Here is a 25,587-nt window from a genome sequence, read left to right as displayed (position 1 = left end):
CGAGATCGACAGACATCTAACAGAGAGGTGGCCGCCGATGGCGATTGAATTCAACATGATCCAAACCATCGGCTTCGCCGTGCTCCTGCTCGTCGTTGGACGCTGGCTGCGCAACAACGTGGCGTTCTTTGAGCGCTTCGCCATCCCAGCGCCGGTGATCGGCGGGTTCCTTTTCGCCCTGTTCAACCTGGTGTTCAAACTCACCGGTTGGGTGGACATCACCTTCGACACCACCTTGCAGGGCTTCTTCATGACGATGTTCTTCACCACCGTCGGCTTCGGCGCCAGTGTCGCGCTTCTTGGCAAAGCCGGCAAGATGGTCACCCGCTTCCTTCTCGTCGCCTCTGTGCTGGTGGTGCTACAGAACCTTCTTGCGGTGCTGCTCGCGCCGATTGTGGACATCCCGTCCGCGCTCGCGCTCATGACCGGGTCTGTGTCCATGACCGGCGGCCACGGGGTGTCCGGCGGTATGGCCCCGCTCGTGGAGGCGCAGGGTGTGGAGCGCGCAGAAACCGTCGCCTACACCGCAGCAACGTTCGGCCTGCTGATGGGCTCGCTCATAGGCGGGCCTGTCGGCGACCGTCTGATCAAACGCAACCGCCTCCAATCCAGCGGCACCCGCAATGTCGACGTGGACGATAGTTTGCTCACTGCGTATCGACGAGACCTGCGCAGCGACCAGGTCATGCAAGCCTTCATCGTCATCCTCATCGCGATGTTTATCGGCACCTACATCACCGACGGCATCAACTGGATCATCAGCCAGTTCACCGACAAAGCCGCCTTCCCGAACTACCTGGGTGCCATGCTCGTCGGCATTCTGTTCCGCTACATCTCAGACACGCGCAACCAGCGCCAGTACCACGAGTTTGTGCCCACACAAGAGGTGGAGATCATCGGCAGTGTTGCGCTCGCACTTTTCCTCGCGCAAGCACTGATGACGATCAAACTGTGGGAACTGGCAGACCTTGCCATCCCGCTTGTCATTCTGCTCATCGCCCAGACCGTGCTGATGCTCCTCTTCGCCCGCTTTGTCACATTCCGAGCGATGGGCAGCGACTACGACGCCGCCGTCCTGTCCGCCGGCCACTGCGGTTTTGGCATGGGCGCAACCCCCAACGGTGTAGCCAACATGGAGTCGGTGGTGCAGAAGTACTCGCCGTCGCGCCTAGCGTTTTTCGTTTTACCAATCGTCGGTGGGATGTTCATCGACTTCGTCAACATCCTCGTGGTGACGGTGTTCCTCAACGTGCTGTAGCCGTTAGATAAACACAAACAGGAGACAGACCACCAGGACTGCGACGACGCTTGTCATCACACGCCACAGGTAACGCTTGCCCGGCGCGTGTGCCGTGTTGACCGAGATCTTGCCCGGGGCCTGCGGCAGCACCGCGGCGACCATCGGGTCGTTCGGCTCCTTGTAGGTGCCCATGCCACCCTGCATCCGCAGCAGGTGGTTGCGTTGTTGCTCCGCTTCGTCGGGTTCGATGCCGTCCTTGGCCGTGGTCATGCGGATTGCGATGACGACGACGTAGACGGTGAAAGCGATCCACAGTGCGATCTCCAGCCAGAATGGCAGCGAGATGTCCGGCAGCATCATCGAGACGTTGGTCAGCGCGAACAAGACCGCCATAGCGAGGAGGGTCTTCGACATGAAGTCGGCTGTTGCATCGCACAGCTTCTCGACGCGCGCCGCCGCCGTCTCCGAAGACGGCAACGCCTTGTCCTCCGGTACGTTCGCGGTCTGGCGTGCGAGGGTTTTCGGCGGTACGCACGCGAGCATCGATATGGAGATGGCGATGCCGATTGTGATCAAGAACGTCGCGTGAAGCAGGGTTTTCGGTTCGAATCCGTCCGCGTCGCCGTTGACGTTGAAATGGACCGGCACCGGGTCGGGGATCGCGTCCCAGCGCAGGAGGATATACGCGAACGCGGCTGCGTAGGCCAGGGCAGCGAGGGCATAGCGACGGTAATGGGCAGGCATGTAGGCGATCTTAGACACAACCCAAAAGACGATATCGTCTTTTGTGCCGGCGATGGAGCCGCGACCTGGGGTTTTAGATCCGCGCAAATGCTAAAAGACGATATCGTCTTTTAGGCTGTGGATAACCGGCGCGAAAGTATCCGGAGTTACCCGAAGTTATCCACAAAAACGGGCGGGGTCTTCCGCCGACACGGGATCTCTGCAATCGTTGTGGCATGGATATGGGGAGGCAACGGGAGATCCTGAGCAAGGTGATCGACCGTAGAGATACACAAGCAGGTAGGACAGTCGCGTTGTCGGCAAGGCATGCGATGCTACAGGCCGACTTTCGGACGTTGGCGTTTTACGAAAAGCGCTGGGTGCAGGCGGTTGCAGCAGGTCAGGCAGCGAGGAAGGCGGCGCTGGCTGGCAGGTCTGCAGCACGCGTGCTGGGGATGTGGCTGGTGACCACGGACTCAAACGAACCGGTAGAACTGTTGCTCCCGAACGGCAGGACACCATCGAGAAGACAGTGGCCGGACAATACCGTCTATCACCGTGCGCGCAACTGCGAGACTGTGATCAAGCACTTTGACACATTGCGCGTTACCGACGAGCTGACCACAGCGTTTGAGATCGCTCTGCACCACGGGTTCAGGGAGGGGCTGGTGGCGATGGATTGGGTGCTCAAACACCACACGGATCGTGCGACCGTGGAGACGGAAGCCGACAGGCTCGGACGGGTCAAGGGGATAGGTGTGTTGCGGAAAGTGCTGCGATACGCGGTGGATAACTCGCGGTCGCCGTTCGAATCGTACGCACGCGCGGTGTTGATTGAGCGGGTGGCCGACGGCTGGATCGTCAACGGCATGTTCGCGGGCTACGAGGTGGACCTACGCCTCGGGGCACTGATCTTGGAGATCGACGGGGATTACAAATACGACGGGGTCACGTTTAAGAAAACTGACGAGACGCTGCGACAAGAGCGCAAGCGGGAGAAACATCTGCTCAAACGTGGTGTGTTCCTGCTCAGGGCGTCGCCGCATGATCTGTTGTTTAAGGAAGGCGAGTTTGTCGACGACGCCCGCGCCCTGCTCGCCCTCGCCCAGGCGCGGGAAGCAGCCAACGGGGCAGTACACACCCAGGCAGCGTGACACCTACACACGCATGGTCAACAGCGTGCCGTCAACGGCGACGTCGAAGCCCGCAGCCACGGACAGGTCCACGACCTCCGAAGCAGACGACGCGTCGTGTGGCGCCAGTACCCGGGCCAGCTCGCCCTTGTACTTCTTGTTGAAGTGGCTGACCACCTTGCCGGTATCAGCCTGCTCCACACGGATGGTCAGCGCGCCGGGGACAGGGCCGAGGTTCTGGTAGGCGCCGGAGCGCATGTCGACGACAAAGCCGCAGTCTGCAAGAGCATCGGTCACGGCAGATCCCCACCAGGCGCGCAACGTCTTGCCGCCCAGTTTCATCCCGGCAGACAGGCGGTAGCGGGGGATGAGGTCGCCTGCCCGAACCACGCCGAACAGCGCGGAGCCAACGGCAAGGCGCGATAGCGCATCGGCGGGCAACGTGGAGGCATCGAGCGAGTCGTACAGCACACCCGTGTAGCGCTCGATGGGCGGCATCACCGGTGCCGAGCGCAACGTGAGGTTCTCCTCCGCCTCTGCCTGCTTGGAGGCGGGGGCGTCGACGAGGGTGTGGGTGAGTTCGTCGAGAAGCGAATTGCGAATGGGATCCAACGACGGAAACGACAACGCCATCGCAGCGTCGGTGCCGCCGGGCGCTTTGGTTTCGGAAGGAGGGAGGACGATCAGCATGACGAACAAGCTACCGGGTAAACTGCCCCGCATGATTACTCGCCTGTCCACGCTGTTCCTGCGCACTCTGCGCGAAGACCCGGCCGACGCTGAAGTGCCGAGCCACAAACTGCTTGTCCGTGCTGGTTACGTCCGCCGCGCCGCGCCGGGCGTGTACTCCTGGCTGCCGCTTGGTCTGCGTGCGCTGCGCAAGATCGAGGGTGTGGTGCGCGAGGAGATGGACGCAATGGGTGGCCAGGAACTGCTGTTCCCGGCACTGCTGCCGCGCGAGCCCTACGAGGCGACGAACCGTTGGACCGAATACGGCGATGACTTGTTCCGCCTGAAGGACCGCAAGGGTGCGGACATGCTGCTCGGCCCGACGCACGAGGAGATGTTCACCACGGCGGTGAAGGATCTGTACTCGTCGTACAAGGATTTCCCGGTCACGCTGTACCAGATTCAGACGAAGTACCGCGACGAGGCACGTCCGCGCGCGGGCATCCTTCGCGGGCGTGAGTTTGTGATGAAGGATTCCTACTCCTTCGACATGTCGGACGAGGGTCTGGATGAGTCGTATGCAAACCACCGTGCGACCTACCAGCGCATCTTCGACCGTGTGGGACTGAAGTACGAGATCTGCCAGGCCACCTCCGGTGCCATGGGTGGCTCCGCATCCGAGGAGTTCCTCGCGTACTCCGACAACGGCGAGGACACCTTTGTCGTTTCCACCGCGGGCGATTACGCCGCCAACGTCGAGGCCGTGACTACGGTTGCTCCGGAAGCACGCCCGATCGAAGGGCTGCCCGAGGCTGTCGAGCACGACACCCCGAAGTCCGAGACCATCGCGGCACTCGTGGAGTGGGCGCAGAGCGCAGGAGTGCTTATCGACGACCGCCCTGCCGAAGCCTCCGACACCCTCAAGTGCATGATGATCAAGGTCAACGATCCGCGCGCCGTGGATGAGGACGGCAAGCCAGTCGGCCCACAGTTGGTCGGCGTGCTCATTCCGGGCGACCGCGAACTGGACGAGAAGCGCCTGGAATCATCGCTCGAGCCGGCGACCTTCGAGTTGGCAAGCGACGAGGACTTTGCCAAGAGTGATTTCCTGGTCAAGGGCTACGTTGGCCCGCGTGCGCTCCAGGCCAACGGTGTGCGTGTGCTCGCAGACCCGCGTGTGGTCGAAGGCTCCGCGTGGATCACCGGCGCGGACGCTCCGCAGAAGCACGTCGTCGGACTGGTCGCTGGTCGCGACTTCACTGTCGATGGCTACATCGAGGCCGCCGAGATCAAGGAAGGCGACCCGTCGCCGTCCGGCAACGGCACCGTGAAGCTCGCCCGCGGCATCGAACTGGGCCACATCTTCCAGCTGGGCCGCAAGTACACCGAAGCCATGGACGTGCAGATCCTGGACGAAAACGGCAAGCGTGCCGTGCCGACCATGGGTTCCTACGGCATCGGTATCTCTCGCATGCTCGCTGTGGTGGCGGAGCAGCGCCACGACGACAAGGGCCTGGTCTGGCCGGTGGAGATCGCCCCGTACCAGGTGCATGTGGCTGTGGCGAACAAGGACGCTGCTGCGCTCGAGGCAGGCGACCGCATCGCTGCAGAACTCTCCGACGCCGGGCTCGAGGTGCTTTTCGACGACCGCCCGAAGGTCTCCCCAGGCGTCAAGTTCAAGGACGCCGAACTGTTGGGCATGCCGTTTATCGTGATTCTGGGCCGCGCGTTCGCAGACGGCAACGTCGAACTGCGCATCCGTGGCGGCGAGACCCTCGAGGTCCCTGCCGACGAGATCGTGGCGAAGGTCCAGGAACTGGTCGCAGAGCGCCGCGACTAGACGCGACGGCTAAGCGCGTTTTAACTGGTTGATTTCGACGACAAACCCTGCGAAGTAATGCTTTAATTTGAGCAATCGCTGTGCTTCAGCAGGGAAGCGCCTGTATGCGATGTCTTCGAAAGGAACTGGGTATGAAATTGAACGCGCTTAATAACCCACTGCGTGACCTCAGCAACCTGCTCCCGCAGATCGCGGGAGCACTTGTAACTGTCATCGTTCTCATCGCCACGATCGTTGGACTTGTCCAGGGTGAAGGTGAGGGAAACACCGGTAACTCTAGTGACCGTGTGGCCGGCATTGTTCAAGGAAAGGCCGAAAACCTTTCGCCGGAAAACCTGAAGCAGACGACGTACATGGTTGCAACAAAGAACACCAAGTCGGGTGGCAAGAATTACCCGAACTCTGTCGAAACGACGCGTGGTAAATCGGGATTCATCCGCATCAAGGAGTCTGCGACCGTCAAGCGGCTCGTGCTCCATGCTGGGTACCCGGACGGTACCGGCAAGGGCAAGCGCGGCACTGTGACCGTACAAGGTGGCAACATCAACCGAACCTATGATGTCCGACCAGGTGAAACCACTCTGATCGACGTACGATTCGATGGCGCTGGACTGATCACTGTCGGCGCGAGCACCGACGTCGCTCTGCTCTCGCCAGTGATCTACCGCTAACTAGGCCCGCTGGGCGTGGGCGGCGAGTTGGATTGCCGCCTTGCGCCACTGCTTGGTCTCTGCGTGAGCGGCGGCGTAGCGCCACTGTTTGACAAGGTCACCGTGCATCGTTTCGACGAGTGCGGTGGCCTCTTGCGTTGTCTGGGGGTCGTTGTAGCCGTCCGCGAGGCTGTATCCAGCGGCGGGAACTAACGCCTGATCGTCTGTATCGCCGAGCAACGCAGTGAGCGCCTCGGTGCGTTCGTGGGACGCTTCGCGCAGTTCACTAATGCGGGTGCGCAAAGCGTCGTCGGCGTGGGCGAGAGCAAGGCCGAGGCCGTAGTACATCGCGTTTTCGCGGGCGAGGAGGTCGGCGGCGGATTGGGTGGCGGCATCGTCGTCAAGCGGGCGCTCGATCTCAATCTCGACTGGCGTGAGTGCAAGCGCATCGATGGCTTGGGCTACTACGAGGTCAACCGAATCGTCGGGCACCTTGTCGGCGGCGGTGACGGTGTGCTCCAAAAGGGCTGCGCCGTCCGCGGCGGCCGGAAGGTCAGTATCGCCATAGCCGACGTTGCAGGACTGCGGCGTCTGTCCAGTTTCGTCGGTGCCGCACAGGCGCAGGGCTTCGTCTTGAAGCTGCTCGCTCTGGAACTTGCGCAGCTCCCTCCACTCGGGGTGCTCCCCGAACACCCAATCTGCGGAGGCTTGCTTGGCCAGCGACATGATCTCGCCGTTGGCGCGAGGGCCGACAACATCCATCACTGTGCAACTGGTCAGGAGCAGTGCAGCTGGCAAAACAAGCAGTTTCTTCACCCGCTGCACGTTACACGCTAGGTTTGACGCATGGCATTTCCCACAAATAACGAACTTGAACAATTGGTCGCCCCTGTCGTGAAGGCGTACGCGATGGACATTGAGAACATTCGCACCGTCAAGGCGGGGAAGAAATCGCAGGTCGTTATTGCGCTCGACTCGGATACGCACCCGACGCTGGATGAGTTGGAGGAAGTGTCCAATGAGCTATCAACGCTTTTCGACGACCTCGAGCAGCGCGGGGAAGTCAACTTCGGCGCCGGATACACGCTTGAACTGACCACCCCTGGTGTGGATATGCCGCTGACGCAGCCGCGACACTTCCGTCGCAACCAGGGCCGTCTGATTAAGGCGGGTGAGCAGAAGTGGCGCATCGCCGTACTGGATGAGGCGCAGGAGCATGTTGCGCTGGTGCGTTCGTCGAAAAAGGGCGATGAGGTGCGAATTGCACCGGTTTCAGAAATTGCTGGTGCAGTGGTAGAAATTGAGTTCAACGCGCCGCCAGCAGCAGAAGTTGAGCTGGCGGATCAGACGTTTGCAGAGCTCGAAGCCGCAGCGGCGGCACAGGAAGGAAACAAGTGAATATCGACTTGAACGCGCTGAAAACCATCGAAGAGCAGCAAGGCATTTCGATGGAGGATCTGCTGACCACCATCGCAAACGCGTTGCTGTTTTCATACCGCGAGTTCAAGGAGGAAAGCGGTACGGAGCGTTCCAAGGCGCGTGTGGACATTGACACCGAAACGGGCGACGTTGCCGTTATCGTCAGCGAGCTCGACGCCGAAGGCGAAGTCATCTCTGAATACGACGACACGCCGGTGAACTTCTCCCGAATTGGTTCCGTCGCCGTGCGTGACGCGATCAAGGGCCGTCTGCGCCAAGCGGAGGCTGGCCGCGTTTACGGCGAGTACGCCGAACTCGAGGGCCAGATTGTCTCTGGGCTGGTCCAGCGCGATGCCCACGCAGAGGCGCGCGGCATCAGCATCGTCCAGCTCGGTACGGAGGCAGACCCGCAGGACGGCATCCTGCTGCCGGCAGAGAAGATCCCGGGCGAAGTGTTGCGCCACGGCGATCGCATCAAGGCTTACGTGGTGGGTGTGAACAAGGGCGACAAGCGCGTGCAGGTCAACCTGTCGCGCACGCACCCCGAGTTGGTTCGAGGCCTGTTCGCACTCGAGGTGCCGGAGGTAGCCGACGGTTCGGTAGAGATTGTCAGCATCGCGCGCGAGGCAGGCCACCGCTCCAAGGTTGCGGTGCGTGCAACCGTCAAGGGTGTCAACGCCAAGGGCGCGTGCATCGGGCCTCGAGGAGCGCGCGTGACCAACATCATGCAGCAGCTCGGCGGCGAGAAGATCGACATCATCGATTGGGATGCGGACCCGGCGAAGTACGTCGGTAACTCCCTGGCCCCCTCGAAAGTGGTGGATGTCACGGTGCTCGATGCGGATATGCAAGCGGCTCGCGTGACGGTGCCGGACTATCAGCTCTCCTTGGCCATCGGCAAGGAAGGCCAAAACGCCCGCCTGGCCGCCCGCCTGACCGGCTGGAAGATCGACATCCGCTCCGACGCTGATATCGCCGACGACGAATAAGGTCTTTGCCAACGTTTATGAAACCCGCAGGAAGTACAGATTCTGCGGGTTTTCGCGTACAGTGTTTAACGGCTTTGCGTCCGCACGTTGGGTGCGGCGGCCCACCACGCACACGAGTGCGCCGGTGTGAGACATAACGGCACAGTGTTAGACGGCAGATAGGTTGCGGGAAGGATGCGAATGAGCGGAATGCGTAAGCACCCCATCCGCACACGTACCTGTATTGCCACCCGAAAAACTCACCCCGACGTCGAACTGTTGCGCGTGGTCGCCGATCCGGACGTGCCGGGGAAGATCCTCGCCGACCCGGACCGGAAACTGCCTGGTCGGGGAGCATGGATTACCCCGTCGTTGGACGCAGTCGAGCTGGCGGAACAACGCCGAGCCTTTGGGCGAGCGCTCCGTCTGTCTGCGAAAGTAGACCTAGGTCATGTACGTACGTACCTCGCCTCGTCGCAAAGCAGAAGCGCCGAGGCGGTCGACCCAGAGAATGAAGGAAAGACCGAACACTGATGAGTACGCAACCATGAAGCAGCATCAGCGATGAAAGTCACTGACCACGTCTAGGGGCCGGTAGCCGAAGGGCACTGGGCTCCTAGCATGAACAACAAGGAGACATGTGTCCGGAAAGCTACGCGTACACGAGTTGGCTAAGCAGCTCGGCGTAACAAGTAAGGAATTACTCGCAACCCTGAAAGAACAGGGTGAGTTTGTGAAGACGGCGTCGTCGACCATTGAGCCGCCTGTCATCAAGAAGATGAAGGCGCACTACGCCAAGCTCAATGGCGGTGGCGCAGACGACAACGAAAAGAAGGAAGCACCGACTCCGGCGAAACCGCCGCTGAAGAAGCCTGGCCAGAACCGTGCCAAGCCTGCAGCGCCGAAGCCCGCCGGTTCCGCACCAAAGCCGGGCGAGGCTGCGAAGCCGAAGCCGGCTCCGGCTGCTCCGAAGGCACCGGCTGCGAAGGCTGCGGGTGAGCCGGCCCAGAAGCCAGGCGCCCCGAAGCCGGGCGCACCGAAGCCTGCAGCGCCGAAGCCTGCGGGTTCCGCCCCGAAGCCGGGCGCACCTAAACCCGCAGCTCCTAAACCCGCAGCTCCAAAGCCTGCAGCGCCGAAGCCGGCTGCTGCGAAGAAGGACGGCCCGACTCCGGGCGGTATGCCTCGCCCGATGCCGAAGCCTGGTGGACGCCCGCGTGTTGCTAACAACCCGTTCTCGTCCAACACCGGCGGTGGGCAGCGCCCGCCGCGTCCGGGTGGACGTCCGGGGCAGGGCCGCGGTGGCCAGGGCCAGGGCGGCCCACGCCCGGGTGGTGCCCGTCAGGGTGGCGGCAACCGTCCGTCCCCGGCGGATATGCCGGCAGGTCCGTCGCCGACACAAATGCCTGCGAAGGCTGCACCGGCCGGTGGCCGCGGCGGTGGCCGTGGTCGTGGCCGTGGTGGCCAGAACGGGCCACAGCGTGGCGGTTTCGGCGGACCGGGTGGCGGTTTCCGCGGTCGCGGCGGACGTCGCGGCGGTACCGCAGGTGCATTCGGTCGTCCGGGTGGTGCACCCGGCAAGCGCCGCAAGTCCAAGGGCCAGAAGAGGGCTGAGTACGAGGAGATGCACAAGCCGAACGTCATCGGTGGCGTTCGTCTCCCCGACGGCGGCGGCAAGACCGTTCGCTTGCGCCAAGGCGCGACCCTGTCTGACCTCGCTGAGAAGATCAACACCGATGCATCGTCGCTGGTGCAGGCGCTGTTCAACCTCGGTGAGATGGTGACGGCAACGCAGTCCGTGTCTGAGGACACCCTGCAGCTGCTCGGCGCTGAGATCAACTACGAGGTCCAGATCGTCTCGCCTGAGGACGAGGATCGCGAACTGCTTGAGTCCTTCGACCTGCAATTCGGTGAGGACGAAGGCGGCGAAGAGGAGCTCGAGCAGCGTCCTCCAGTGGTCTCCGTCATGGGTCACGTCGACCACGGTAAGACCCGCCTGTTGGACTCCATCCGCAAGGCAAACGTGGGTCGTGGCGAGGCCGGCGGTATTACCCAGGGCATTGGTGCATACCAGACCGAGGTCACCCTCGACGGCCACCCGCGTAAGATCACGTTCCTGGATACCCCGGGCCACGAGGCGTTTACCGCCATGCGTGCCCGTGGTGCGAAGTCGACCGACTTGGCCATCCTCGTGGTGGCAGCGGACGACGGCGTCATGCCGCAGACCGTGGAGGCGATTAACCACGCCAAGGCTGCGGAACTGCCGATCGTGGTCGCAGTGAACAAGGTGGATAAGCCGGAGGCATCGCCGGACAAGATCCGCGGCCAGCTCACTGAGTACGGCCTCGTGCCGGAGGAGTACGGCGGTGACACCATGTTCATCGACATCTCTGCGAAGCAGGGCACCGGTATTGATGACCTGCTGGAGGCTGTGCTCCTGACCGCAGATGCGGCGCTTGAGCTCACGGCGAACCCAGACATGGACGCGCAGGGTGTTGCCATCGAGTCCCACCTGGACCGTGGCCGTGGCCCGGTGTCCACCGTCATCGTGCAGCGCGGTACCTTGCGTGTCGGTGACTCCATTGTCGTCGGCGGCAACTTCGGTCGCGTGCGTCGCATGGTCGACGAGTGGGGCAACGATGTGGAAGAGGCGGGCCCGTCCCGTCCGGTCCAGGTCCAGGGCCTCAACGGTGTTCCTGGCCCGGGTGACAACCTGCTCGTGGTCGAGGATGACCGCGTTGCTCGTCAGATTGCTGCACAGCGTGATGCTCGTCAGCGCGCTGCTATGCAGGCACGTCGTAAGAAGCGTGTGTCTCTGGAGAACCTGGATCAGGCTCTCAAGGAGCGCAGCCAGCTCAACCTCATCCTCAAGGGCGACAACGCCGGTTCGGTGGAAGCCCTCGAGGAGGCGCTGCTCAAGATCGAGGTCGACGACGAGGTGCAGGTCAACATCATCGACCGTGGCGTCGGTGCTGTGACCCAGACCAACGTCACCCTCGCGGCGGCATCCGACGCCATCATCATTGGCTTCAACGTCCGCGCGGACGGCAAGGCCACGGAAGAGGCGAATGCCGAAGGCGTGGAGATCCGCTACTACTCGGTCATCTACCAGGCGATCGAGGATGTGGAGCAGGCGCTCAAGGGCATGCTCAAGCCGATCTACGAAGAGCGCGACCTGGGCGAAGCCGAGATCCGTCAGATCTTCAAGGCTTCCGCAGTCGGCCTCATCGCAGGTTGCATGGTTACCGAGGGCAAGGTCAAGCGCGGTGCGAAGCTGCGCCTGGTCCGCGACGGCAACGTCATTACTCCGGATGCGTCGATCGATTCGCTGCGCCGCGAGAAGGACGACGTCAACGAGGTAGCCAAGGGCTACGAGTGCGGCATGGTGCTGTCCTACCCGGATATCCAGGTGGGCGACATCATTCAGACCTACGAGATGGTCGAGGTCCCGCGCGACTAGTCGTCGCAAAGCAATTGCTTATCGACGAAACCCCCGCCCCGCACGCACGTGCTCGGCGGGGGTTACACTATGCAGAAGTTTTGAGGAGGAGTGACATGGCTGATAACACCCGCGCCCAGCGGTTGGCGAAGCAGATTCAGACGATTGTTGCTTCCGCGATTGAGCGGGAGATTAAGGACCGCCGGCTGGAGTTGGTCACTGTGACCGACACCCGAGTCACCGGGGACCTTCATGACGCCACCATTTACTACACAGTGCGTGGCCAAGAGATCGACGACGAACCTGACTACGAGCAGGCCGCTGAGGCGCTCAACCGTGCTCGCGGGCAGATCCGCAAGATCGTGGGTGATCAGCTTTCGGTTCGGTTCACGCCGACCATCTCGTTTGAGCGCGATACCGTGCCGGAAGCTTCCGCGCACATGGAGGAGCTGCTCAACCGTGCACGCGCGCGTGATGAGGAGCTAGCAAAGCTGCGCGCAAATGCGAAGCCGGCTGGCGATGCTGACCCGTACAAGCGCTCCGGTGAAGGGGAGTAGTGCCCTGAACAGCCAGCTGTTTGCGGAGCATGCTCCGCTATTTGCCGAGGTTGCCGCTCGTATCCGCGCCGCGGACCGCGTCAACGTGGTCGCACACATCAACCCCGATGCGGATGCGATCGGGTCGGCGTGTGCGCTCGCAAAGGGGCTCACGGCGCTTGGTATCGACAACGACGTTTACATTGGCCAGCCGTTGCCGCACCCGGCGAATATGCGCACTATCCCGGGAGTCGATGAGATCATCTACGGCGAAACTTTACCGGAGGATGGCCTTGTTGTCACCGTGGATTGTGCCTCCGCAGATCGCACAGGAGCATTCCTGGTCGATGTTTCGGATAACCCGTCGCGCGTTGTTGTCATCGATCACCACAACACCAACCCCGGGTTCGGCGACATGAATTTGATCGTCGAGTCCGAATCGACCACAACGATGATCCGCGAGTTGCTTGATCATCTTGGGGTGGAGCTTGACGAGGACATCGCGTACTGCCTGTACGCGGGCTTGGTCACCGACACCGGCAGCTTCCGGTGGGGCACACCGAGGATGCACCGTTTGGCCGCGGAGCTGATGGGCTACGGCCTGAATACTCGCCAGATTGCGCTGGACCTGATGGACACGATGAGTGCGACTGACCTCCAGCTCATGGGCGCGGTGTTGGCGGAAACCCAGATCATTCCGGTCAAGGGGCTCTCCGTTGCAGTGCTCACCATTCCCACGGGGTTGTTAGCGCGCATGAGTCAGCCAACGGTCGAGGCGATCATCGACTACGCCCGTGCCCTTGAAGGCACCGACGTTGGTGTGGTGTTGAAGCAGTACAGCAGCAAGCACTGGGCGATGTCGCTGCGTTCTACGGTGCTGAATGTTTCAACCGTCGCGCGCTCTCTTGGCGGTGGCGGACACAAGGCAGCAGCGGGGTACTCGGCCACCGGTTCGCGCTCTGAGGTCGTCCGCGACCTGCTCGACGCATTGCCGGAACCCGCCGACCGATGAGGGGCGCGGACGCTGCCCGCACACCAACCGCGCGGGATATCTTGATGCTCGCGCTGCCCGCGCTCGGCGTGCTGGCAGCCAACCCGCTGTATCTCCTGCTGGATACCGCTGTCGTTGGCAGGCTCGGCACCGCGCAGCTGGCTGCACTCGCTGCAGGCGCTGCCATTCAGTCGACCGTGACAACCCAATTAACGTTTTTGTCCTATGGCACGACGGCGCGAAGCTCGCGGTTTTATGGTGCCGGAAAACGCGATCAGGCAGTCGAGGAAGGTGTACAAGCTACCTGGGTAGCGCTCGGGGTGGGCGCGATCTTGGCGCTGATTGTGTGGGTGTTCGCCCAGCCGTTGGCGATGGCGCTTGCAGGTGACGTTGACACGAGTGTGCGCGCTGCGTCCTGGATGCGTGTATCCGCATTCGCCATCCCGATGACGCTGATCGTCATGGCCGGAAATGGCTGGATGCGCGGCGTGCAAAATACGCGATTGCCGTTTTACTTAACGTTGTGTGGCCTCATTCCCGGCGCGATCTCGTTGCCGTTATTGGTGAACCAGTACGGGCTTGTGGGCTCCGCGATATCCAACGTGATTGGCATGGGGATCACGTCGACGTTGTTCGTGGTGTTTCTTATCAGGGAGCACCGGACGTCGGGCCGGGGCTGGGCGCCGCAGTGGTCGGTGATTTCCAAGCAGCTCGTGTTAGGCCGCGACCTGATTTTGCGGTCGTTATCGTTTCAAGTCTCGTTGCTGACCGCTGCTGCAGTTGCTGGTCGCTTCGGCGTGGTTGCGCTTGCTGCTCACCAGTTGATGCTGCAGCTGTGGAACTTCCTCACACTCGTGCTTGATTCGCTGGCTATTGCGGCGCAGACCCTGACCGGCTCGGCTTTGGGGCGGGCAGGGGCGCAGGACGCACGCGCCGTTGGTGAGCACGCACTGAAGTACTCGATGGTCTTCGCGGTCGTGCTGGCCGTGGTGTTCGCGTTGTTCCGTGAGCCGATTCTGGGTTTGTTTACGCAGGATCAGGCGGTCGTCGATACGCTGCAGCTGCCGTGGCTGTTGTTTATCGCCATGATCATCGCCGGGGGAGCGGTGTTTGCGCTCGACGGGGTGCTGCTTGGTGCGGCTGATGCGGCGTACCTGCGCAACCTGACACTGTTTTCTCTGCTCGGGGTTGCGCTGCCGATCATCATCGCTTCCGGTTTCTTCGGCTGGGGCCTGACCGGTATTTGGGTCGGACAACTCGGCCAAATCCTTGTGCGCCTCGTAGGTGTAGTGCACAGGTTCCGTTCCATGCGATGGGCAGTGACAAGCGGTGATGGTAGGAATGACGCATGACCACGACACTCTGGGCAGTCAGCGACCTGCACGCCGCAGTGAAGCTCAACGGCCCAAAAATCGACGACATCCAGCCTACTGACCCGTCTGACTGGCTCATCGTCGCTGGCGACGTGGCCGAACGGTTCGAACTCATCGTTGAAGTGATGACAGAACTGGCCAGTCGGTTCGACACCGTCATCTGGGTGCCCGGCAACCACGAGCTATTTTGCTGTTCTGCGGACAGGTACCGCGGCCGAGAAAAGTACGCCATGCTGGTTCAAGCGATGCGCGCTATCGGTGTGATTACCCCGGAAGATCGCTATCCGGTGTTCGGCGGAGTGACCATCGCGCCGCTATTTACGCTGTACGACTATTCGTTCCGCAGCAGGGAAATGACTGTCGACGAAGCCCTGCAGGCTGCCCACGACAACAACGTGGTGATGACAGACGAGTTTGCCATCGCACCATTTGTGGATATCCGTGGCTGGTGCTGGGACCGTTTGGCCTACACCACCAAACGCTTATCCCGCATTAGCGGGCCGACGATTCTGGTCAACCACTGGCCGCTGGTGCAGGAGCCGGTGCAGCGCATGATGTGGTCCGAAATCGCCCTGTGGTGCGGGACCCGGCACACCAGGACATGGCCCAAGCGCTACAACGCGCAGGCAGTGGTGTACGGTCACCTGCACATGCCGGGGGTGACCAAGGTCGATGGCGTCGACCACATTGAGGTCTCCCTGGGCTATCCGCGCGAGTGGCGCCACCACCCGTCCACGCGGCAATTCCCGTACCCGGTCATGGAGGTTGAATAGTGATGCAAGATATTTCGCTGTTTCCTCCAGAAGCACGCTGCGTCTTTTTACTTACCGACGACGCCGGCGACCTCACCCGCTACGACCACCTCCACCCGGCGGAGCGCCAAGAGGTCAAAACCGCAGTCGATTTGCGCAAGGGAGAGTTCGGCGATGCCCGCTGGTGCGCACACCAAGCTCTGCGCGAACTGGGCGTGGAATCTGCAGGCGCGATCCTGCGCGGGGAACGCGGTATGCCGTTGTGGCCAGAGGGGTTTACCGGCTCGCTGACCCATACCGATGGCCTGCGCGCCGCTGTCGCAGCACCCACCCGGTACGTGCTGTCGATGGGGCTCGATGCGGAGCCGGCAGAATCGCTGCCAGACGGGGTGCTGGAGTCGATCGCCAGTGATACTGAGATTGCGATGGTCAACGGTATGCGTCAGCAGGGGCAGCAATGGGCCGACCGGCTGCTGTTTTGTGCCAAGGAAGCGACTTACAAGTGCTGGTTTCCGATGACACGGCGTTGGCTAGATTTCGACGAAGCCGAAATTGAGTTGCGCGCCGACGGCACGTTTGTCTCGCAGCTCCTCGCCCGTCCCGCGCCGGTGCCGGTGTTTGAGGGCCGCTGGGTGGTCCGTGGTGGCTACGTGGTGGCTTCCACGTACGTGCGCTAAGAGCTAAAGCGTGGATGGCCGCGCCACAAACACCGTGGCTAGGCGCTTGCCCTGCTCTTTCACTAGGGCGACTGCTTTGCCGTCTGGTCCGACGGCGGCGTGCACGCCCTTCAAACCGCGCGGCTCGAGCCACTTGCCCATGGAGAGCGCCGCGTATTCATCAGTAGTGACATCAAGCACCGGCCACGAGCGGGTCAGTGCCTCATCCATGGTCAGCGACAACACAGCATTGTCTTCCAACGCGTCGAGGGTGTGGGCGTCATCGATGGAGAACGGGCCGACGGAGGTTCGTCGCAAAGCAATCAAATGCCCGCCAACCCCCAACGCCGCGCCGAGGTCGCGGCCAAGCGAGCGGATATAGGTGCCGGAGGAACAATGCACGCGGGCGTCGATGTCGACGACGCCATCGTGGTGGCGGATCTCGCTGACATCGAAAGCGTGGACGGTCACGGGGCGGGGAGGAATGGTGACCTCCTCACCGGCGCGCACCAGTTCGTGGGCTCGGCGCCCATCGATCTTGATCGCGGACACCTTCGACGGAACCTGCATGATATCGCCGGTCAGCAGTGCGATCTGCTCGTGGATCGCGTCGTCGGTAACCGCAGACGCGTCGTGCGTTTCGGTGATCTCGCCCTCCGCATCGTCTGTGGTCGTGGACGCACCGAGGCGGATCGTCGTTTCGTAGACCTTGTCCTCTGCGACCAGGTGCGCCAGCAGCTTCGTGCCGCGCTCAATGCCTGCGACAAGCACGCCCGTGGCCATCGGGTCGAGCGTGCCAGCGTGGCCAACTTTGCGAGTACCGAAGAACCGACGCAGACGCGCCACCACGTCATGACTCGTCAAGCCCTGAGGCTTATCGACGACAACAATGCCGGACTTTTCGAGGGGATCGTTCATGCTTTTGAAGTATGCCGTACTGTGTCCTCCGTGGATATTTTGCGTGGCCTCGACGCAGTGCCGGAAACATTTGGCGAGCCTGGTGGCACCGTCGTCACTATCGGCGTCTTTGACGGTGTGCACAGAGGCCACCAACTGCTGATCTCGAAGGCCGTGGATACCGCACGTGAACTCGGTGTGCCGAGCGTGGTCATGACCTTTGACCCGCACCCCGTGACGGTATTCGCACCAGGTCACACGCCTGCGGCGCTGATGTCGCTTGAGGAGCGCGCCCGCCACATCGCTGAGTTGGGCGTGGACTACTTGCTTGTCATTGATTTCCGGCACGAGCTCGGCGGGGTTTCGCCCGAGGGGTACGTGGAGGACGTACTCGTGGGCCAACTGCGCGCCCGCCACGTGCTGGTGGGGGAGAATTTCACCTTTGGAAAGGATGCCGCAGGCACCGCTACAACCATGGCGCAGCTAGGGGAGCGCGCAGGCATCGACGTGACGATTGTGCGATTGCTTTCCGACGGCGGCGTCAAGGTCTGCTCCACCGCCATCCGCGACGAACTCTCCGGCGGAAACGTACAAACGGCGACCGACTACATGGGACGGCCGTTCTCTGTGATCGCACCGATTGAACGTGGTGCCGGCCGTGGCGGCAAGGAACTGGGATACCCGACGGCCAACCAGTACGCATCCGATGCGGCCGCGATCCCGGCTGACGGTGTCTACGCGGGCTGGCTCACCATCATCGACGACGCCCCCATCGACGGCGACATGGAACCCGGCGTGCGCTACCCAGCGGCGATCTCCGTGGGGACGAACCCCACGTTTGGCGACAACCGGCGCAGCGTTGAGTCGTTTGTGCTCGACCGCGACGCTGACCTGTACGGGCGGATGGCCCGAGTGGAGTTCGTGGGCAAGGTTCGCGACATGGTCAAGTTTGACTCCGTTGAGGAATTACTTGAGCACATGGCGCGCGATGTGGACACCACCCGCGATATTCTCGGTGCATGACCACGAAGCTGATCCTGGACCTAGACACCGGCATCGACGATGCCCTGGCACTGGCGTACGCACTCGCGTCGCCCGAAGTAGAACTCATCGGCGTGACCTGCACCTACGGCAACGTGGTTGTCGAGGATTCAGTGCGCAACACCCTTGCCATCTTGGAGCTGTTTGGCCGCACAGACATTCCTGTGTTCGCAGGCCCAGACCACGCGCGCGCGAAGGACTCCTTCGAGGTCCAGGAGATCTCCGCGTTCATCCACGGCAAAAATGGCATTGGCGAGGTGGAGATCCCTGATCCGACGCGTCAGGTGGAATCGATGTCTGCGGTGGACTTCCTCGTCGAGTCGGTTACGGCGTACGGCGATGACCTCATCATCGTGCCCACAGGCCCGTCCACCACAATCGCGGCAGCGGTCGAGGCATCCAACGTGTTCCGTGAAAACGCCAATATTGTGATGATGGGCGGCGCACTCACCGTCCCTGGCAACGTCACTGCCTGGTCTGAGGCGAACATCAACCAGGACCCTGAGGCCACCGATGTGTTGTTCCGAAAGCTACGTAACGTCACCATGATTGGTCTTGACGTCACGCTGCAAACGCTTTTGACCACTAAAGAGACCGCGAAGTGGGCCGAACTGGGCACCACCGGCGGGAAGTTCCTTGCCGACATCACGAACTACTACATCGACGCCTACAAGACCACCTCGCCACACCTTGGTGGCTGCGGACTGCACGACCCGTTGGCGGTTGCCGTGGCTATCCAGCCGGGTTTGGTGGACACGCTTGGCATCAACATGAAGGTGGACACCGAGGGCGAGACGCGTGGGCGCACGATTGGCGACGAAACCCGCCTCAACGACCCCGACAAGTGCGCAGCAGTGGCTGTACGGGTAGATACTGCAGGCTTCCTCGAAGAGTTCATGCGTCGATTGACGGGTTTGGCCCAGTCCACCCCTGTCGTGTAACCTTTTCGAGGTCTTGCGCCAGCCGACTGTGGTTCGCGGCAGTCATGGAGCAGCACAGACTTTTTCCGTAGAACGCGAACTGAAACAAACAAGGAGTACCTCATGGCACTGTCCACTGAGAAGAAGGCCGAAATCCTCAAGGAGTACGGCATCCACGAGACCGACACCGGTTCCACCGAGGCACAGGTTGCGCTGCTCACCGCGCGTATCAACAACCTGACCGAGCACCTGAAGGACCACCAGCACGATCACCACTCTCGTCGTGGCCTGCTGCTGCTCGTTGGTCGTCGTCGTGGTCTGCTGAAGTACCTGCGCGAGAACAATGTTGATCGCTACCGTGATCTCATTGCCCGTCTGGGTCTTCGTCGCTAAGCAATAGCGCAAAAAATAACGCCTCACCTGCGCGGTGGGGCGTTTTTTGCTATTATTGCTGGCCGTTGCAAGAACACCTATGACATGGCGGCACCGATGATCGCCAACACGCCTTCGAAGGAGAGGGATCTTTTGCGCAACTTTAAGCCAAACAACTCGTTTGATGTCCACGTCGATGAAGATTTCGGCGTCACCGAAGCGGTTGCCACGCTGGATAACGGCGACTTCGGCACCCGCACCATTCGTTTCGAGACCGGCCAGCTCGCGCGCCAGGCCGACGGTTCCGTCACCACGTACCTCGACGAAGAGACCATGATGCTGGCCACCACCACCGCATCCAACCAGCCGCGCGAAGGATTCGATTTCTTCCCGCTGACCGTCGACGTTGAAGAGCGCATGTACGCCGCGGGCAAGATCCCGGGTTCGTTCTTCCGCCGCGAGGGCCGCCCGTCCACCCAGGCGATCCTGGCGTGCCGTCTGATCGACCGCCCGCTGCGCCCGACCTTTGTTAAGGGCCTGCGCAACGAGGTTCAGGTTGTCATCACGGTGCTGTCGCAGCACCCGGAGGAGTACTACGACGTTGTCGCGATCAACGGCGCGTCCGCCGCGACGCAGCTTTCCGGCCTGCCGGTGTCCGGCCCGGTTGGTGGCGTGCGCATGGCACTGCTTGCCGACGATAAGCACCCCGAGGGCCAGTGGGTCGCATTCCCGAACTATGAGCAGCACGAGCGTTGCCTGTTCGAAATGGTCGTTGCTGGCCGCATGGTTGAGCGCAAGCGTGGCCGCAAGACCGAGGAAGATGTCGCCATCATGATGGTGGAGGCTGGCGCCGGCGTGAACGTGGTCGAGCAGATCAAGAAGGGCTACCCAGCCCCGACTGAGAAGACCGTTGCAGAAGGTCTCGAGGCTGCCAAGCCGTACATCGAGACCCTGTGCCGTGCGCAGCGTGCGCTTACCAGCGAGGTTTCCACCGAGCAGAAGGAATTCCCGCTCTTCCCGGCGTACTCCGAGAAGGTGTTCAAGGCCGTTGAGAAGAAGGCTGCGAAGAAGCTGGCCAAGCTGATGACCATTGCATCGAAGGCTGAGCGTGAGAACGCCACCAACGAGTACATGGAAGACATCGAGGAAGATCTGTTCGACTCCTTCGATATCGACGATGACGAGCGCGAGGAGCGCGACGCAGCATCGAAGGAAATCCGCGCCGCGTACAACGCATTGCAGAAGCAGATCGTGCGCGAGAAGATCCTCACCGAGGGCTTCCGTATCGACGGCCGCGGCGTGACCGATATCCGCGACCTCGGCGTCGAGGTGGAGCTCATCCCGCGTGCCCACGGCTCTGCGTTGTTCGAGCGTGGCGAGACCCAGATTCTCGGCGTGACCACCCTGGACATGCTGAAGATGGAGCAGCACCTCGACTCGCTGCACCCGGAGGAGTCCAAGCGCTACATCCACCACTACAACTTCCCGCCGTACTCCACTGGTGAAACCGGACGCGTCGGCTCTCCGAAGCGCCGCGAAATCGGCCACGGTGCGCTCGCCGAGCGTGCCCTTGAGCCGGTGATCCCGTCGCGTGAGGCGTTCCCGTACACGATCCGTCAGGTTTCCGAGGCGCTCGGTTCTAACGGCTCGACCTCGATGGGCTCCGTGTGTGCTTCCACGCTGTCGCTGTACAACGCTGGTGTGCCGCTGGCAGCACCGGTTGCGGGTATCGCGATGGGTCTGGTCTCCGGCGAGGTCAACGGTGAAACCGAATACGTTGCGTTGACCGACATCCTCGGTGCCGAAGACGCGTTCGGCGACATGGACTTTAAGGTCGCCGGTACCCGCGAGTTCATCACCGCCCTGCAGCTAGACACCAAGCTCGACGGCATTCCGTCCAGCGTTCTTGCAGATGCGCTGAACCAGGCCCGCGACGCCCGCGAGGCTATCCTGGACACCATGGCTGAGGTCATCGACGGCCCGGACGAGATGAACCCGCTCGCACCGAAGATCACCACCGTGAAGATCCCGGTATCCAAGATTGGCGAGCTGATCGGCCCGAAGGGCAAGACCATCAACCAGATCACCGAGGACACCGGCGCAGACATCTCCATCGAGGACGATGGCACCGTGTTCGTCTCCGCCACCTCTGGTGAGGCTGCCGACGCCGCGATTGAGAAGGTCAATGCGATCGCGAACCCGCAGATGCCGAAGGTGGGCGAGCACTACCTGGGCACCGTGGTCAAGACCGTGGCGTTCGGCGCGTTCGTGTCCATCACCCCGGGCACCGATGGCCTGATCCACATCTCCAACCTGGGTGGTAACACCCGTGTGGAGAAGGTCGAGGACGTCATCAACGTCGGCGACAAGGTCGAGGTTGAGATCCGCGACATCGACAACCGTGGCAAGATCTCGCTTGTCCCGGTGGAGGATAACGCGTAGTTTTTCGCAAACATCATGGGCGCTTCCCAGTTGGGGAAGCGCCCGTTTTGTCTTGCTAGGGCAGAAGACGCAACCTTTTGCTAAGCGCCAGTGCCGAGGTCATGAGCGGGCCGTAGAGCCGCTTCGGCATCGCGTGTGGGCCGCGCATAGACACGATGCGTTGCTGTGCGATGTTTTTCACCTCGGTGTATTTGGTCATTCCGTCGCGTCCGTGGCGCCGGCCCATCCCGGATTCCTTTACCCCGCCCAGCGGGGTTGCCATCGAGCCCCATGTAGCGGCGTAGCCGTCGTTGATCGTCGCGCTGCCGGCTTCAACGCGGCGCGCGATCTCCCAGGCGGTGTGCGGGGATGCAAACACGGAGGCGTTAAGTCCGTAGGGGAGGGCGTTTGCCAGATCGATCGCCTCATCGACGCTGCCCACACGCTGGACATACACGACGGGGCCGAATACCTCTTCCTCACGCAGGTTCGCGTCAGCGGGTAGGTCTGCGAGAACGGTCGGCGCGAAGTGGAGAGGGCCAACATCTGGGCGAGGTGTGCCACCGGTGACCACCCGTGCACCCTTCGCTACGGCGTCGTCGACGTAGGTCTGCACCCGTTTGAGCTGGGTATCGTCGATAAGCGAGCCCATGTCATAGTCCCAGTTCAGTCCCTTGCCCAAGGTGAGTGATTCGGTGGAGTGGGTGAACGCGTGCAGGAAGTCGTCGTAAATGTCTGTGTGGACGTAGATGCGTTCGATGGACACACACAACTGACCCGCGTTGGAGAAGCACGCGATAGCCATTGTGCGCGCGTGCTTTTGCACGTCGACGTCCGGCGCGACGATCATCGCGTTTTTGCCGCCGAGTTCCGCGGAATAGCCGATGAGCCGTTCGCCGACAGTGCGGCCCAGTTTCTTGCCGGTGGCGGTGGAGCCGGTGAACATCAGGTAGTCGCACCGCTCGGCTATCGCACCGCCGACTTTTTGGCCGGAGCCTGTCACGACTTGGAACACGTCCGCTGGAAGGCCAGCCTCCACGAGCAGTTGCTTGACGACGAGACACGAAAACGGCGTCTTCGAATCCGGCTTCGCCACTACAGCGTTGCCAGCGATAAGAGCCGGGATGGCATCAGAAATAGCCAGGGAAAGCGGGTAGTTCCACGGACTGATCTGGCCGACAACACCGACGGGGATGCGTTGCTCCCGCGCACGGGTCAGCAGAGGTAGAGCACCCGGGCGTCGTTTCTCTGCCAGAAACGTTGCTGCGTTGCGGGCGTAGTACCGGGCATTATTGAGCACGTCGAGCACTTCGTCGAACGCTGCCGTTCGGTCCTTGCCGGTCTCGAGCTGCACGATGTCCGCCAGCACGTCGCGGTGCCGGTAGACCAGCGAATGGAACGCGTCGAACACCGCGGTGCGATCCGCCAGGCTGCGCTCCGCCCACGCACGCTGCGCCACACGGGCGCGGCGAAACGCCTCATCCACGTCGTCTGTGGTGCCTGCGGGGACGGTGCCGAGGGGCTCGTCGATAAGCGGAGATGCGACGGAGATCACCTCGCCGCCGTGGTTCGTCGTCAGGGCGACGAGCTCGCTCTGAAGGTGTGCGGGCAGTGGTTGTTCGCGGAGGCGTTTTGGCAGCATAACGCCGATGCTAGACGGGGCAACCGCCGGACGTTGCGTCTTGGCTCTTCGGAGAGTACGGGGTGATCAGTTTCGGTTCCTTGTACTTGCCGGAGATCATGCCGTTTTTGATCATCAGCGAGCGCCCTGGCTCCATGTAGCGCTTGTCCTCAGGCAGGATTTTGAACACACTGCGGATAAACCTTGCGATTCGGTTGAAGCGGCGCTGGTCGCGGTGCGTCCACTCAAGGTCGAGGATCTGGCGCTCCTTGTCGTTGAGCGTGCCAACAGTCAGCCAAATCACGCTGCGCATGATCGGCTTCCAGATGACCTTCCACACAGCCTCGGGGACACCATCCGGTGCCTTCACCGGTTCGACGCGGGCGGTACGCAGCGCGAAATCGACGGTATCGTTGCGCTCAAGCACGGTGTCTTCCATCTCTTCGATGTAGGCGATCAGGTCGTCGTAGTTGTCAATGACAGGGCGCTCGGACAGGCCGTACAAGTCCCACCAGGTCACGCCTTCGCGCACGATCTGGTCTTTCTCCGCGTGGGTAAACGGGGTCCCGAACAGTTCCTGAGCGAGGATGACACGGTAGACGAATGTTGCGTGTGCCCACCAGTAGGTTTCTGGGTTGAGCGAGTGGTAGCGCTTGCCGTCGCGGAGCTTGCCCTTGATATCTACGTGGTAATCGCGGATTTGTTTACCGATCACGTCCTGGTCGTCGTAAATCGACGCGATGATTTGCGGGGTGGAGCGCTCAAGGCGTGCGAAAGGCTCCTCGAAAAACTTCGAGTGATCCAGCAGTGACTGGCCGATGGCTGGGTGCATATTCTGCAGCACGCCGGTGTAGCCGCGCAGGAGTTGAATGCGGTTGTCGGCGCCCCATTTCCACAGCAGCGAGTCAGGGCCGAGCGGTGCGCGTTTTACGTCGCGCTTACCGGTTTTGACACTGCCGTCGAGCAGGTCGTCGAAGCTATCGGATGGCTGTGGCTTTGACATGGTGTGAAGCGTAACACAATCACGCTCTCCCTTGACCTGTCTCACTGGAAGTTTCTTCCGAATCGTCACGATGGCCGAGCAATTCTTCGCGACGATTCCACGTAAACAATCCGGCAAGCGGCGAGATACCGAAAAGCAGGCCCCAGCGGCGCTTGGCGTCGTCGTCAAGATCGCTGCGCTGAATCTCGCGCAACTTGCGCCACAAGACGAACAACCCAAGGACACTCACCCCGATGACGAAGGCGAGCCCAAGCCACGATGTGGCGTTCATTACTTCTGAAAGTCCACGACGATGCGGGTCGGGTTTTCAAGCACGCTGAGCTTGTACGGGCGCTGCTTGTCCAAACCGACAACGTACTGGGCGTCCGCTTCGTACACGCCGCCGTCCGCGATCTCCGTGATGCTGCCGGCCGCAACGCCGGCGGGGCTGGACTTAGCCAAGACTGCCTCATCTGCAGACATACTTAGCGGCACACCCTGGATGATCAGCGTGAAGTACGCATTACCGGCGGGTTTCAGTGGGAGGCCGGAAGCCTGCTGGCGCGGGTCGGTGTCGTACCCGGCGATCACGCTCGGCGAACCGGTGCCAGACAGTTCCACTACGAGGCGGTCGTATCCCTCGTGCGAACCAGCACGCACGTCTTCGATCATCATCTCGGCGAGTTGCTCGGACTGGATGTGTGTGTCTTCGAGCGAGAACCCATCTTTGGTGGGTGGCTCTACGGGGGCAGCTGCTGCGGCAGGGGAGACGTCAGTGGTCGTCGCCGCTTCGCTCGAGGTAGCGGTCGTGCTCTGCGACGTTGGTGCTGTAACGGTGGCGTCGGTATTGGAATCAGTGCCGGTGTCGTTGTCCGCAGAGCACGCGCCGAGCAGCAGCGCCGCAATGGCACCCGGGATAAGTAGTGTCGTGTGGCGTTTCATAGTCG

General features: G+C 61.8%; 25 protein-coding genes. 17 read left to right on the top strand and 8 right to left on the bottom strand.

Going from position 1 to position 25,587, the window contains the following annotated elements; translation table 11 throughout:
* Nucleotides 1-37: 37 nt before the first annotated feature.
* Nucleotides 38-1,258, top strand: coding sequence for a sodium/glutamate symporter (gltS, locus tag CCOY_RS07695; protein ID WP_070422284.1), 1,221 nt, complete (start codon nucleotides 38-40; stop codon nucleotides 1,256-1,258).
* 3 nt (nucleotides 1,259-1,261) lie between these two features.
* Here gltS and CCOY_RS07690 read toward each other — a convergent pair whose 3' ends face one another.
* Entirely contained in the window at nucleotides 1,262-1,984 is a 723-nt protein-coding gene (locus tag CCOY_RS07690; RefSeq protein WP_143028410.1) for a DUF1648 domain-containing protein, read from the bottom strand.
* Between the two features lie 311 nt (nucleotides 1,985-2,295).
* Here CCOY_RS07690 and CCOY_RS07685 point away from each other — a divergent pair, with 311 nt between their 5' ends.
* A complete protein-coding gene (locus tag CCOY_RS07685; protein ID WP_143028409.1) occupies nucleotides 2,296-3,117 on the top strand; it encodes a hypothetical protein in 822 nt (273 codons plus the stop codon).
* A 3-nt stretch (nucleotides 3,118-3,120) separates the two neighbouring features.
* Here CCOY_RS07685 and CCOY_RS07680 read toward each other — a convergent pair whose 3' ends face one another.
* Nucleotides 3,121-3,786, bottom strand: coding sequence for a YaaA family protein (locus CCOY_RS07680; RefSeq protein ID WP_092100186.1), 666 nt, complete (start codon nucleotides 3,784-3,786; stop codon nucleotides 3,121-3,123).
* A 31-nt stretch (nucleotides 3,787-3,817) separates the two neighbouring features.
* Between CCOY_RS07680 and CCOY_RS07675 the strand changes: the two genes are divergently transcribed.
* Both CCOY_RS07675 and CCOY_RS07670 read left to right on the top strand, forming a co-directional pair.
* The gene (locus CCOY_RS07675) at nucleotides 3,818-5,605 is read left to right on the top strand and encodes a proline--tRNA ligase (protein ID WP_092102738.1); all 1,788 of its coding nucleotides are present in this window, start codon (nucleotides 3,818-3,820) and stop codon (nucleotides 5,603-5,605) included.
* A 131-nt stretch (nucleotides 5,606-5,736) separates the two neighbouring features.
* Complete coding sequence (locus CCOY_RS07670; RefSeq protein ID WP_092100184.1) at nucleotides 5,737-6,276, top strand: hypothetical protein; 540 nt, start codon at nucleotides 5,737-5,739, stop codon at nucleotides 6,274-6,276.
* On the opposite strand, the gene CCOY_RS07665 is transcribed toward CCOY_RS07670, so the two are convergent.
* Nucleotides 6,277-7,071, bottom strand: a complete 795-nt coding sequence (locus CCOY_RS07665) for a DUF4439 domain-containing protein (protein WP_244268613.1) — start codon at nucleotides 7,069-7,071, stop codon at nucleotides 6,277-6,279. It lies immediately after the preceding gene.
* Nucleotides 7,072-7,101: 30 nt separating this feature from the next.
* On the opposite strand from CCOY_RS07665, the gene rimP reads away from it, so the two are divergent.
* The 9 genes from rimP to CCOY_RS07620 all read left to right on the top strand — a co-directional run bounded on the left by rimP (nucleotide 7,102) and on the right by CCOY_RS07620 (nucleotide 16,407).
* Entirely contained in the window at nucleotides 7,102-7,653 is a 552-nt protein-coding gene (gene rimP / locus CCOY_RS07660) for a ribosome maturation factor RimP (RefSeq protein ID WP_070422288.1), read from the top strand.
* Nucleotides 7,650-8,663, top strand: coding sequence for a transcription termination factor NusA (gene nusA / locus CCOY_RS07655; protein WP_070422289.1), 1,014 nt, complete (start codon nucleotides 7,650-7,652; stop codon nucleotides 8,661-8,663). Before rimP ends, nusA begins: the two co-directional genes overlap by 4 nt.
* Before the next feature lie 189 nt (nucleotides 8,664-8,852).
* Entirely contained in the window at nucleotides 8,853-9,176 is a 324-nt protein-coding gene (locus tag CCOY_RS07650) for a YlxR family protein (protein ID WP_070451066.1), read from the top strand.
* 106 nt (nucleotides 9,177-9,282) lie between these two features.
* On the top strand, nucleotides 9,283-12,099 hold the full coding sequence (gene infB / locus CCOY_RS07645; RefSeq protein WP_092100182.1) for a translation initiation factor IF-2: 2,817 nt from the start codon (nucleotides 9,283-9,285) through the stop codon (nucleotides 12,097-12,099).
* 95 nt (nucleotides 12,100-12,194) lie between these two features.
* Nucleotides 12,195-12,635 carry a 30S ribosome-binding factor RbfA gene (gene rbfA, locus CCOY_RS07640; RefSeq protein ID WP_070422292.1) on the top strand — a complete coding sequence of 147 codons (441 nt, stop codon included), beginning with the start codon at nucleotides 12,195-12,197 and terminating at the stop codon, nucleotides 12,633-12,635.
* A complete protein-coding gene (locus CCOY_RS07635; protein WP_083323260.1) occupies nucleotides 12,598-13,626 on the top strand; it encodes a DHH family phosphoesterase in 1,029 nt (342 codons plus the stop codon). Before rbfA ends, CCOY_RS07635 begins: the two co-directional genes overlap by 38 nt.
* A complete protein-coding gene (locus CCOY_RS07630) occupies nucleotides 13,623-14,957 on the top strand; it encodes an MATE family efflux transporter (protein ID WP_092100180.1) in 1,335 nt (444 codons plus the stop codon). Before CCOY_RS07635 ends, CCOY_RS07630 begins: the two co-directional genes overlap by 4 nt.
* The gene (locus CCOY_RS07625; protein WP_092100178.1) at nucleotides 14,954-15,751 is read left to right on the top strand and encodes a metallophosphoesterase family protein; all 798 of its coding nucleotides are present in this window, start codon (nucleotides 14,954-14,956) and stop codon (nucleotides 15,749-15,751) included. The genes CCOY_RS07630 and CCOY_RS07625 overlap by 4 nt, the downstream gene beginning before the upstream one ends.
* A 2-nt stretch (nucleotides 15,752-15,753) precedes the next feature.
* Nucleotides 15,754-16,407 carry a 4'-phosphopantetheinyl transferase family protein gene (locus tag CCOY_RS07620; RefSeq protein ID WP_092100176.1) on the top strand — a complete coding sequence of 218 codons (654 nt, stop codon included), beginning with the start codon at nucleotides 15,754-15,756 and terminating at the stop codon, nucleotides 16,405-16,407.
* A gap of 3 nt (nucleotides 16,408-16,410) precedes the next feature.
* Here CCOY_RS07620 and truB read toward each other — a convergent pair whose 3' ends face one another.
* Nucleotides 16,411-17,304: a tRNA pseudouridine(55) synthase TruB gene (truB, locus tag CCOY_RS07615; RefSeq protein ID WP_092100174.1), complete on the bottom strand. Its 894-nt coding sequence runs from the start codon at nucleotides 17,302-17,304 to the stop codon at nucleotides 16,411-16,413.
* Between the two features lie 21 nt (nucleotides 17,305-17,325).
* Between truB and CCOY_RS07610 the strand changes: the two genes are divergently transcribed.
* The 4 genes from CCOY_RS07610 (at nucleotide 17,326) to CCOY_RS07595 (ending at nucleotide 22,058) form a co-directional block, all read left to right on the top strand.
* On the top strand, nucleotides 17,326-18,306 hold the full coding sequence (locus tag CCOY_RS07610) for a bifunctional riboflavin kinase/FAD synthetase (protein ID WP_371326410.1): 981 nt from the start codon (nucleotides 17,326-17,328) through the stop codon (nucleotides 18,304-18,306).
* Nucleotides 18,303-19,265 (top strand): nucleoside hydrolase, encoded by a 963-nt coding sequence (locus tag CCOY_RS07605; RefSeq protein WP_092100172.1) that lies wholly within the window; start codon nucleotides 18,303-18,305, stop codon nucleotides 19,263-19,265. The genes CCOY_RS07610 and CCOY_RS07605 overlap by 4 nt, the downstream gene beginning before the upstream one ends.
* Before the next feature lie 102 nt (nucleotides 19,266-19,367).
* Nucleotides 19,368-19,637, top strand: a complete 270-nt coding sequence (gene rpsO, locus CCOY_RS07600; RefSeq protein WP_070422298.1) for a 30S ribosomal protein S15 — start codon at nucleotides 19,368-19,370, stop codon at nucleotides 19,635-19,637.
* Between the two features lie 96 nt (nucleotides 19,638-19,733).
* A complete protein-coding gene (locus tag CCOY_RS07595) occupies nucleotides 19,734-22,058 on the top strand; it encodes a polyribonucleotide nucleotidyltransferase (protein ID WP_092102732.1) in 2,325 nt (774 codons plus the stop codon).
* Nucleotides 22,059-22,113: 55 nt separating this feature from the next.
* On the opposite strand, the gene CCOY_RS07590 is transcribed toward CCOY_RS07595, so the two are convergent.
* Genes CCOY_RS07590 through CCOY_RS07575 form a run of 4 tightly spaced genes read right to left on the bottom strand, consistent with a single transcriptional unit; the run spans nucleotide 22,114 to nucleotide 25,582 of the window.
* The gene (locus CCOY_RS07590) at nucleotides 22,114-23,679 is read right to left on the bottom strand and encodes a succinic semialdehyde dehydrogenase (protein WP_092100170.1); all 1,566 of its coding nucleotides are present in this window, start codon (nucleotides 23,677-23,679) and stop codon (nucleotides 22,114-22,116) included.
* Nucleotides 23,680-23,689: 10 nt separating this feature from the next.
* Nucleotides 23,690-24,661 carry an oxygenase MpaB family protein gene (locus CCOY_RS07585; RefSeq protein ID WP_092100169.1) on the bottom strand — a complete coding sequence of 324 codons (972 nt, stop codon included), beginning with the start codon at nucleotides 24,659-24,661 and terminating at the stop codon, nucleotides 23,690-23,692.
* 19 nt (nucleotides 24,662-24,680) lie between these two features.
* The gene (locus CCOY_RS07580) at nucleotides 24,681-24,932 is read right to left on the bottom strand and encodes a hypothetical protein (RefSeq protein ID WP_070422300.1); all 252 of its coding nucleotides are present in this window, start codon (nucleotides 24,930-24,932) and stop codon (nucleotides 24,681-24,683) included.
* A complete protein-coding gene (locus CCOY_RS07575) occupies nucleotides 24,932-25,582 on the bottom strand; it encodes an AMIN-like domain-containing (lipo)protein (RefSeq protein ID WP_070771425.1) in 651 nt (216 codons plus the stop codon). The genes CCOY_RS07580 and CCOY_RS07575 overlap by 1 nt, the downstream gene beginning before the upstream one ends.
* Nucleotides 25,583-25,587 lie beyond the last annotated feature (5 nt).

It is taken from the genome of Corynebacterium coyleae, from assembly GCF_030408635.1.
GTDB lineage: Bacteria > Actinomycetota > Actinomycetes > Mycobacteriales > Mycobacteriaceae > Corynebacterium > Corynebacterium coyleae.
The sequence above is the reverse complement of the archived record's forward strand: the minus strand, read 5'-3'. Positions and strand labels throughout refer to the sequence as shown.